Here is an 11,703-nt window from a genome sequence, read left to right on the forward strand (position 1 = left end):
ATAATTACTTGTTATTATTGCTTGATACACTTTTAAAAAATAATATTACTATTACTTTTGATAATTTAGTTAAATACTTTCCTATTAAGCAATTAGAAAAATTAATTACTTTTAATGATAATAATCTTTCGTTATTATCAAATTTTGATGAAAAAGACATTAACGGTCTTTTTAATCAATTAAATGTTTACAACACACAACTAAACAATAGTTTGGGCAATAAAAATACTTTGTTAGAATTGATTACTAAACATAAAACGATTTTGTTTAGTATCAATTCGTTGATGTATCCTAAACTAGCGGGTTCGGTTGGTAAAATCATTATCCAAGATTTAAAAGAATTAACTACACTAAAACCAGTTAATCAAAAAATTAATGTTGTTTTAGATGAGTTTAATGTTTTTGCGAATGAAACGATTGTCAACTTGATAAATAAATCACGAGCATTTAATTATCAATGTTTCTTGTCATTTCAAACAATCAACGACCTAAAAACAAACAATATGAATTTAACAGACACTATTTTTGGAAATGTTAGCACTATTGTTTGTCATTCATTGAAAGACCCGAACACCGCGGAATATGTCGCTAGTGTCTTTGGTACCCAAGAAACCGAAAAACTAACTCGCCAACTTGATTTTAAAAATAACACAGCTGATATGGGGTCGGTGCGTTCGGTCGATGAATTTATTGTTCATCCGAATGACCTTAAAACTTTAAAAGTTGGGGAATGCTGTTTAAAAACCACTCTTCCGAGTGGTAAGTTATTTATTAAAAAAATACAAGTTGACCCCACTTGTTTAGATGACTTAATTCAACAATTAAATATAAATAAAAATGATATAATGTAAATAGTTATCTTTTAAAGATAACTGCTTTCTGTGGCTTTGACCAAAAAAAGAGAATAGCATATGTAAATGTGTCAATAGAAAACACCTTAGTAAAATAAGGTGTTTTTGTTTTTTAAAATATTTGAATATTTTTTGAATTTGCTATATAATAAATTTGTTAGCGTTAAAAACGCTAGGACAATTTAAAAATGGAAACACAACAAATTTTGAACAAGTACTGTGTTTCCACTGACAATTTTAACATATTTTATTTCTCGTAGAATATGTTATATCAATTATTATAATTTTGTTTGTGGAAATAGCGGTCTGTTATTTCCCTTTTTATTTGTTAAGAAAGTGAGATGATAAAACACATTTTTTAAAATAAATGCTATAATAAACACAACTAAATAAAAACAAAGAAAAATGACTACGGAGTCATTCTTCTATACACCTATTAAGCGGTCAGGAAAACCGCTTAACTAGGGCTTATTAATTTAACCCCCACCGTTTGGTAGGTCAGTTAAATTATAACATTTTTTAATTTTTGTGTATAGGTAGAATGATAAAAAAGTCATTCTACCTATTTTTTATTTAAAGTATAAATCATAAATTTTTAACTTTAAATTAGCGTTGAAAAAAACCAAAAGAATATTATTTCTACATTTTGGAAAATATCAACGCTGATATGGGGTTAAAAAACGGTTAAAACCGCAGAAAGGAGAATATATATTATGCAAGAATTACAATTAACAGAGCAAGTCAATTATCACTTTGTTGACTTACCTCGTGGTGGTAAGTTTAAAGTATTTAATCAGTTAGATAATCAAAAACACATGTGCAACTTTTTTGTTCATAAATCAGATATTTATAAACATACTCTGCTATCTAATAAAGTCCGTGTTGGTGATAACTTTATTAGTGTTGGTAAAAAAGATATTTTTATGACAAAAACAGACCCTAACTGATTTAATGTTGGTGTTCGAGTTTTTGGCACATATCATATTTATTATGCTGATGGAACACTCATTAAANCAACNGGNTATGANGCNATGATTAAAACCAATATGTATNAATTNCATCNNTTAAATACNNTGCACCGNCAATTTGAAAAATGACAAGCAGTTGAACCTCGTCTTCGTAAATTTAAAAACCGCGAAGAATTTTTANCTGACNTTGATAAAAAATATCAAACNGAACTANAAGCAATGGCNAAANNAAAAGCAGAATTTCAAGCTTCAATCAAAGCCAAACATTCTGCTAATNNANNTAAAANNANANCANGAAAAAATAATTCTCTTGTAGATAAGTTTAACACACACTATGAAAAAAACAAGGGTGATCCACCAAAATTATCCGAAGAAGAACTCGAACAGTTACTAGTGGAATTAGACAACCTAGACTAATCCCTTACCGAGTTATTCACTCCCCTATCACCAAAGCACAAGAGCTTGCATAAAACCAACGAGTAGCAAGACAACGAATACAACACCAAGATATGGTCTTCATCATATCATTTTTACTGTTTGGCAAAACACCGCTTTTTATCACTCATTTTCTTCCAATATAATTTCAAAACTATTCCTATATTATATCAAAACAAAATATTTGATAAATTTTATGTATTTTTTAAATAAAATTACTACTAAATTTATTTAAAAAATACTAAATTATGTTAATTTTAATATATAATTATATTAAGTATTTAATAAGTTTTAAAACTTATTAGTATTATTGTTTATGCTGCTGAACATAAAGCATTTTGGCACGCCAAGCACCCGAAACCCCGCACTCCCAACGNTGTTGATAGCACGGGGTTTCGGCTTAATGTTTGTGTTCATCAGTGGTAGTTTTTTAATGGTTGTATTTGCTGTAAAAAATAAAACCATTAAAAAACTACCTGGTTAGCTTTTTTCTTTTTGCCCAAGCCCTTAAAAGAAAAAAGCGAACCGAAAAAAGAAAAAACCCCACCCTGTTAACATAACAAAAGTGGTTGGTAATGAGAGTTGATATATTATGGGTGAGTTAGAAAAAATATTAATTATAATTAATCGCTGAGGATATTTAAATTTAGAACAAGTCGCTTTGTTATTAAGCAAAAATATTAAAACAATTCAATTGCAAAAAGAAAAATTAGTAAAATTAAAAATGCTGAATGTGGATACATTAGACTTCTTGCATTACTTGTTAAAAAATTGCAAATATTTGTAAAAAAGATACTAATAGAAAAATATAATTTTAATTAATTATGTTTTTTATTTAAAAATTTAATATTTTTCCACAACGAAAAATTAATTTATTATTTAAATTATTTAATTTTAAATAAATATTTTATGTTAAATATAATAATTGTAAATTATAAATTGAGGCAATTAAATTAAATCTTAAACCAAATCTTTTTCTTCGATTACGATATTTTTCTGTAATAATTTTAAATTTTTTAAGAATAGCAAAAATATTTTCAATAATAATTCTCATTTTTGAAACTAGTCTATTATATTGCTTTTGTTCTTTGTTTAAAGGGTTTTTCTTTGTTTTCTTTGTAGGTATTAGAACATTATTGTGATTTTTTTGTATTCCTTGATAACCACTATCAACTATTAATTTGGTATTTTTTAAAATTGGGATTTTTGATTCTTTAAATAAAGCATAATCATGTTTTTTTCCGAGCGAAAAACTTGTTGCAATAATTTTTTTGGTTTCTTGTTCGATAATTACTTGTGTTTTGATCGTGTGTTTTTTCTTTTTACCAGAATAAGATTGTTTTTGTCTTTTTTTGGGCGTTGGATTGGAGTTTCGGTAGCATCAATAATAATAGTTTTATCATTAAAATAATCATTTATTAGTGCTTTTTTACCAGCAAGTTGTTGAAAATCAGAGTTTTTAATTAAAATATCTTCAATTCACTTAATATTACGATAACAATTAGCCTCACTAATATCAAAACTTTTACCAAGATGAAAATAAGTCTGATATTCTCGTCAATATAATAAAGTCATCAATAATCTATTTTCTAATGATAATTTATTAGTTTTACCACCTTTTTTAAATTTTTCTATTTCAGCAACTTTTAAAATATCTAACATTTTATTAAAAGTGGATTTTTTTATTCCTGTTAATCTTAACCATTCTCTATCATTAAGAGTATTAAATTTATTATTGTTCATATTTTTATGTCCTCATAAATTATATTTTATAATAATATTTTAATAAAAAAGGGTATCGCAAGAAGTCTATTGCCCAAGAAAAATTATTATACTTTAACTAGTAAAGCACAAAGTCATTTAGGNCGAGTTNATAAAAAAAGTATTAAAGTAAATTATTACGAATTACAACACCAAGATATGTTAATAAAATGACTTGTTGCACAAACCGACATCGAACACTATCAAACCGAGCGTGAGCTCAAAATGGAAAATTTCAATTTGAATGTTTATTCCGATTTAATTATCACCAAAAGCGATGATAGTGAAATTTATGTCGAGTTTGAACGCACCCGCAAGTCCCCTGACCGTTTCAGAACGAAATTAATTAACTTGCGCGAGTGACTTGTTGCGGGTGGTAAAATTCATTGAATTACACCAACGCAAACTCTCGCTACTTGAATTNAAAATCAAATTAACANTATNGGTGCTTATCCNNCNCNACACANNTACGAAATTTGAAATAAATAAAAAANNAACTTATTTGACAATGTCAATTTTGTTGNNTTTTTTTATTTTTATTCTTCTTCAATTATAAAATAACTACCTATTGTGTTTGTCACAATCTTTCAACCGTGATTAGGGTTATTGGTAAAATGAGTATTAATTTCTTGAAAATGACTGTAAATAATATTAATTAAAGTNTTAGTATCTTCATCAGTGATTGATCCNCCNCAACCACTATGATCTTCTTTATGAAAACTAGTGATTGTTGCTTTAATTTGTTCTTTAAATCCTTCGTAGTTATCTTTGTTTGCTTGATAAATTTGTTTAATTTTATCTCATGTATTGATATTAATATCTAATTTTAATTGATCATGAGATAAAAATTGATAGTATTTTTCAACTTCATTATATTGATTATGTGATTCATTTTTAACTGCTTCTGGCCTATCATTGTTGTCATGATTTAATCATCAAATTAGTGCTGTGCCGGTAATTACTAATCCTCCAATTACTAATGATAAACCTAGTGTTTCTGGCGCTAAAGCTGCAGCAGCACCAGCTTCAGTACCAATAACAGCCCCTTCTGAAGCAACAACTGCGGTTCCTTCTGCAACTGATAAAGTTTCAGCTGCTGTTAAACCTCCTTCTGATAATANNGGCGNCATTTCAATANCTTCTCCTGTTGCTTCTGCNCCAATAGTNGTGCTTGTTGAACCACCAACAGTTATTTTTGTTCCAACGCCACTAATTCCGGCTCCAATTGCTGATGTACCAATTGCTTTTAATTTATCAATAAAATCTTTTTTATTATTTTCAGATAATGTTTGAAAATGTTGATTTATTTCATTTAATTTTTGTTGTTTTTCTTCTTTTGAAAGAGAATTATATTTATTTATAACCTTATTTTCATTTTTAATTAAATAAATATTTAAATTTTCATCATTTTTTAAACTATTTTGTTCTNTTTTTTGATNAATAAAATGATATTCATCTTTTTTTAATTGTGGAAAATTTAAANATNAACTATTATTTTCAATATCATTATCTTCTTCAGTTAAACAACCACCACCAGTACTTTTTTTATATTCTGCATCTGTCTGTGGTATTTGATTTTCTAAANCAAAATTATAATGATTTCCATTAACATGGAATATATTTATTGTATTATTTGAATTTTGATTAANTGGTTGATACGGGATATCATTATTTACACTAATATTAGCATTTAACATATTAGTCGTTGCTAATATCTCCGGTGTACCGCCTCATGTTGATGGTTCTCTCATTCTATCTAAATAATTATTATCAATTTCATTATTTTCCTGAATAAGATTTCTAAATGTTAATTCGCTTCCACGATTTGTAATCATGTTTAAGTTTGACTGTATATAATCAACAACACGATTACGAAACACGTTTGTTACTAAATTATTTGCTGTTTGATTTTGATATCACAATTGATTTAAATCTCTATTATTTTCTAAATTAAATTGTTGTAATAAATTTTGAACATATAATAAATTTTGTAATTCTTGTTCACCGAATAATTTAATAAATCGTGCTCTAAATTCATCATTATTATTTCTTACTGGTAATAAATAAGATGTTGCTACAGTTCAAAACAAACAACTACCATCGGGAAGAACATCATATCTTTGATTTTCATTATTTGATTTTTTACTTCCAACAGGATTTTTATTATCGCTAACAGCATTATTATCATTTGAAATTTCGTTTACTATTAATTTAGCACCTTTAGCAATTAACAATTGAACTATTTCTTGATTATTTAGATATTTTGCAACAGATAAAGGAGTGTGACCATTTTTATCTTGAATATTAACATCAGCACCATTATCAAGTAATAATTGAAATAGTTCTTTGTTATTTCTATCTATTGAAGTAATTAAAGGAGTGTGACCATTTTTATCTTGAATATTAACATCAGCACCATTATCAAGTAATAATTGAAATAGTTCTTTGTTATTTCTATCTATTGAAGTAATTAAAGGAGTGTGACCATTTTTATTTTGAATATTAACATTGGCACCTTTATCAATTAACAATTGAAATAGTTCTTTGTTATTTCCATATATTGCATAATTTAAAGGAGTGTGACCATTTTCATCTTGAATATTAACACCAGCACCATTATCAAGTAATAATTGAAACATTTTTAAATCATTGTTTTTTATTGCAGTAATTAAAATAGCGTCTCCGTTTTTATTATGAAATTTAACATCAGCACCTTTATCAAGTAATAATTGAACCATTTTTAGATTATCCTTAATTATTGCATTATGTAAAGGAGTACAACCAAATCAATCTTGAATATTAACACCAGCACCATTATCAATTAAAAATTGAAACATTTTTAAATCATTGTTTTTTATTGCAGTAATTAAAGGAGTAAAACCAAATCAATCTTGAATATTAACATCAGCACCCTTATCAATTAAAAATTGAACCATTTTTAGATTATCCTTAATTATTGCATTATGTAAAGGAGTACAACCAAATCAATCTTTAATATTAACACCAGCACCATTATCAATTAAAAATTGAACTAGTTCTTTATTATTTCTATCCATTGCATAATCTAAAGGAATTAATCCATTTTTATTTTGAAGATTAACATCAGCACCTTTATCAAGTAATAATTGAACCATTTTTAAATCATTGTTTTTTATTGCAGTAATTAAAGGAATATCAACATTTTTATTTTGAAGATTAATATCAGCACCATTATCAAGTAATAATTGAACCATTTTTAAATCATTGTTTTTTATTGCAGTAATTAAAGGAATATCACCATTTTTATTTTGAAGATTAACATCAGCACCTTTATCAAGTAATAATTGAACTATTTCTGGATTATTTTTTATCTCATGACCATTACTATCTTTAAAAGCTAACTTAATCTGAATATTTTCTCTTAATTTAAGAATAGTATTAATATCACCTAAATCATAACCTTTTACACTATCTAAAAAAATATTTTTTGTATCAAACTTATCATTTTTTGCATCATTGTGTAATTTTTCATAAATTAAATAAATTAATTCACTTTTCTTTTGATCATTAACATCAGCAGCATTATTGATTAAAATCTTAGCCATTTTAAAACTATCTTGCATTTTTAATATTAATTTTCTTCTAAAAATAAGGTCAATAAATCAATCGCTTTTTCCCAAAGAATTACGATCATTTTCATCTTGAAGATTATCATCAGCAACTTCAGGTATAGAATTATCAAATTCACTAAAATCATCTTCTTCCTTATTGTAAAATATTTCAGAAATTAAAGTAATTAATTCATTTTGAATACTAACATTGGCACCTTTATCAAGTAACAATTGAACCATTTTTAGATTTTTTTTAATTACTGCAAAATTTAAAGGAGTGATTCCATTTTTATTTTGAAGATTAATATCAGCACCATTATCAAGTAATAATTGAACCATTTCTGGATTATTTATAGATGTTGCAACAAATAAGGGAGTACGACCATTTTCATCTTGAAGATTAACATCAGCACCAATAACAACTAAAAATCTAGTTAAATCAAAGTTATTTAGTAAAATTGTTAAGTTTAAATTTTCATAATTATAAAATATTATTTCTCCCAATTTGTTTTTGTTAAAAACATTTTGTTTTAAATTATGTAATGAATTAAAAATTTTTTCATAATTTTTTAAACCGTTTGTTTCCATTTTTTGAATTAAATTATTTTTTTGTTCTTTTTGTAAAAGTTGTACCCCTTCTTCAGAAACATTAATTTTTTCCATTGTTGTTATATATTCGTATATTTCATTTTTTGAATCACCAATAAAATTAAAAATTTTTTTAAATTCATTTAATTTGTTTCAAATTTCTATTCTAAATTTATTTAATTGTTCTGAATATTTTTTTCAATCACCTCTTAATTGAGAAGTATAATCTTTTCAATTTATGCCTTCTTTTTTATCAAATATTTTTTCTTGAATATTTTTTAATATATTTTTAGTATTGTTTATTATTTTTGTTATTTCAGAAATATTTTCGATTTTTACAAAAATATTTAAAGTTTTTTCATCACATTGAAATCTAATGGCTTCGCTTGTAATAAAAATCATTCGTACTAAATCATCTTTTATTGTTTGATTTTCTTGTTTATTATTATCATATTTTGATAAATTTGCAATTGCATTATTTAAAGTATCTTGCGAAATAAAAATATCTTTTCCTTCTGGTTTTTCGTTTTGTTTTATTACAACATTTAATCCATCTTCTGAATATGCTCCCGTATAATTTAAATTAATCTTTTGATAATTATATTTCTTAATTACTGTATTATTTATAGTTTTAATTTTTTCTTCATCATCTTTTAAATTTTCACCCCGTAAATTAATAATTTTTTTATTCAAAGAATTTAATTCATTATTATAATTTAATTTTTTATTATTTTTTTCTTTTGTTTTAAGAGGAATAACTTCATTTTTTTGTTGCAAATATTCTTTTACTTTTTTTTCATTAGATAAAAAATTATTTTCTTTTAAATTATTTAATTTATCCTTTAAATTATTAAGCTTTGTGATTTCTTCTTGATTAATTTGTTCTATTATTTTTAAAATTTCATCATTAAAATAAAAATATTGATTCTGATTATTAATAAATCCTAATAAGTAAAGGTTATTTAAATTAATTACTAATTTAACACTTTCATTATTACTATTTTTTAATGTTAATATTAATATTTTATCCTTGTTATTTTGTTGATTTTTAAATCAATTGGCCACTTTAGGCTCAAATTCTTCTAATTTAGAAATAATTGTTTTATTATCAAGCTCTTTACTTACAAGTCCACCCATATTGATGCTTCTTAGTGGATTAATATAATTTTCATCAATAAGTTCTTGTAACATTTTTTGAATATTATCAGAATAATTTTCATTTAAAGTAATTTCTTTTTCAATAATATCAACTTTACTATCTGAAGTTATTGAAAATTGAGGTTGTTTGTCATCTTGCGGTTTTGGAGTAGTTGAGGTATTTTCGTTATTTTGTCTTTTTTTAATACTGTGTTTTCGATTGGGGGCTGCTGCAACGATTGATGGTATTGCATTTCCAGTTATCATAATTGTTCCTAATAATCCTAAAAGTTTTTTCATTTTTTGTTTCTCCTCATTTTTTTACAAAATAAATTTAATTAAAAAAAATTTTCAACAAAAGTGAAAATTTATTATTTTTCAAAATATAATTTGACAAAACAGTATTATTTTGTTAATTTATAATTATGAAAATATAAATTTTTGTGAGTTGTATTTTCATTTTTTATTTTACTTTGCTAATAACCTAAATTTATTTTTAGGCAAATTTAATTATAGCATCAAAAATATTTAAAAGAGCGATATTTTTTTGATTTTATTAATTTTTATATCAAATTTTAATTGATAAAAAATAATTAATAATTTCACATATGGTTTTCACATTTTACCTTTGGGTGAGCGGTTGATTTTCTGAAATTTTGTGATAAAATGACTTACAAGTTAAAAAAGATTTTGAGATTCTTTCAAACAAATTTTGGAACCTTTATAAAATTCTTCGCTTAACGCTTAGAATTTTTCCCAAGGATTTTGAAAAGCGCGGCAAAAGTTTTTTTAAACTTTAAGGTATTTTTCATAAAATTATGAAAATCACCGCGAGCCCAGATTAGTAAATAAAATAATTTAAACTGAATAATTTGATTTAGTACCCTATTTAAAACCATTATTTTATAAGGGTTTTTTGTTGCTTGTTTGGTTATCGTCGTTTGTGGTGCATCGAACGTTATTTTCGTGGGTAAAATATGGTAATAAAAATAAATTTCTTAAATAACTTATTTTTACTTATTTTATTACAAATATTATAATTAAATGTGCTATTATATTTGCAAGTACACTTGCACGCGTAATAAATGAAAGGAAAAATAAAATATGAAAATTATAACTATTGGAGCCTTAAAGGGTGGAGTTGGCAAAACGAATTTTACTTTTAATTTGTCTTGTTTTCTTACCTTAGAAAAAAAGAAACGAATCCTTGTGATTGACCTTGACCCGCAAGGAAACTTAACGCAATGCTTTAAATTAGATATTGATAAACCATGAGCAGTTAATTTATTTAATGACAAAGATAATAATATAACCGATTTAATTTTTAAAACTAATTTTGAAAATGTAAATATTGTTCCGACCGATATTGAAATGTCAGAACTAGAAATAAAATTGTCTAGTCAATTTGGCCGTGAACAAAAATTAAAAAATACAATACAAAAAAATGCGCACTTTTTACAAACTAATTATGATTATATTTTGATTGATACCAACCCAAGTTTAAATGTTACAAATGTTAATGCTTATTTAAGTGCTGATACGATTATTTTGGTTTCGGATAATTCTATTCATTCGTGACGAGCAATTGAAACAATAAATAAACAATGAAATAATATAGTTAATTATATTAATACCAAAAATAATATAAGTGCAATTATATTAAATAATTTTGATACTTATACAATATCAAAAGATTTTATTGATAATTTAAAAGATAGTTCATTAAATAATTTATTAATTCAACAAGAGATTAGAAAAAAACAAGTTTTTAAAGCTAGTGAAATAACGGGAATTCCCGTTATTAAAACTTTAAAAAAAGATGAAAACCCATATTTTAATATTGTTGCTGAATTAGAACAAAAAGGAGTGATATAAAAATGGCAAAAGAAAATTTGTTTAAATCTAATATTAATTTAAACAAATCAGAAAAATTAGCAGAAAGTTTATTGGGAGTTAGAGAAAATTTAGTGCATATTAATTCTGGACAAATAACTAAAACTATTAATAAAGAACTACAATTAAAACCAAATCAGCCTAAACTAAATAAAAAATATCTTAATCTATCTATTAGACCGGATAAAATTAATAAAATCAAAAAAATAGCTAATGAATATAATTTGTCGGTTTCGGAATTATTAGAACAAATTATCGACCAATTATAACTTTATGTTATAATTTTGCTTACCAAGATATTTTATGTCTTTGGTATTAGTTAAAGTCCTATGCTACTAAATATCAATTGTATCAAATATCAACCTTTACATTTTTATCTCATATTAACAAATACACTAGATACAAGAATGTATCTAGTGTATAATAAAAAAATTATTAAATAAAACAAATTAAAATTTGGTGATACTAAATTGTCTAATA

Annotated in this window: 6 protein-coding genes; 4 read left to right on the forward strand and 2 right to left on the reverse strand. The window is 24.7% G+C overall.

What is annotated here, in order from left to right; all coding sequences use genetic code 4:
- Together TS70_RS04760 and TS70_RS04770 are read left to right on the forward strand one after the other, a co-directional pair.
- Positions 1-851 (forward strand): TraM recognition domain-containing protein (locus TS70_RS04760; protein WP_232332485.1); only part of this gene is annotated, 851 nt, incomplete at its 5' end.
- Between the two features lie 1,995 nt (positions 852-2,846).
- Entirely contained in the window at positions 2,847-3,041 is a 195-nt protein-coding gene (locus tag TS70_RS04770) for a hypothetical protein (RefSeq protein WP_198049559.1), read from the forward strand.
- A gap of 120 nt (positions 3,042-3,161) precedes the next feature.
- Here the strand turns inward: TS70_RS04770 and TS70_RS04775 are convergent.
- A protein-coding gene (locus tag TS70_RS04775; protein WP_105628856.1) for an IS5 family transposase occupies positions 3,162-3,997 on the reverse strand; the annotation gives its coding sequence in 2 pieces (ribosomal slippage) (positions 3,162-3,601 and positions 3,601-3,997; 837 coding nt in all).
- 554 nt (positions 3,998-4,551) lie between these two features.
- Positions 4,552-9,630, reverse strand: a complete 5,079-nt coding sequence (locus tag TS70_RS08630; RefSeq protein WP_198049560.1) for an ankyrin repeat domain-containing protein — start codon at positions 9,628-9,630, stop codon at positions 4,552-4,554.
- A gap of 804 nt (positions 9,631-10,434) precedes the next feature.
- On the opposite strand from TS70_RS08630, the gene TS70_RS04785 reads away from it, so the two are divergent.
- Together TS70_RS04785 and TS70_RS04790 are read left to right on the forward strand one after the other, a co-directional pair.
- A complete protein-coding gene (locus TS70_RS04785) occupies positions 10,435-11,205 on the forward strand; it encodes a ParA family protein (protein WP_198049561.1) in 771 nt (256 codons plus the stop codon).
- A gap of 2 nt (positions 11,206-11,207) precedes the next feature.
- Positions 11,208-11,492 (forward strand): hypothetical protein, encoded by a 285-nt coding sequence (locus TS70_RS04790; protein ID WP_198049562.1) that lies wholly within the window; start codon positions 11,208-11,210, stop codon positions 11,490-11,492.
- Positions 11,493-11,703 lie beyond the last annotated feature (211 nt).

Origin of the sequence: Spiroplasma sp. hyd1 (genome assembly GCF_016082235.1) — a bacterium.
GTDB lineage: Bacteria > Bacillota_I > Bacilli_A > Mycoplasmatales > Mycoplasmataceae > Spiroplasma > Spiroplasma poulsonii.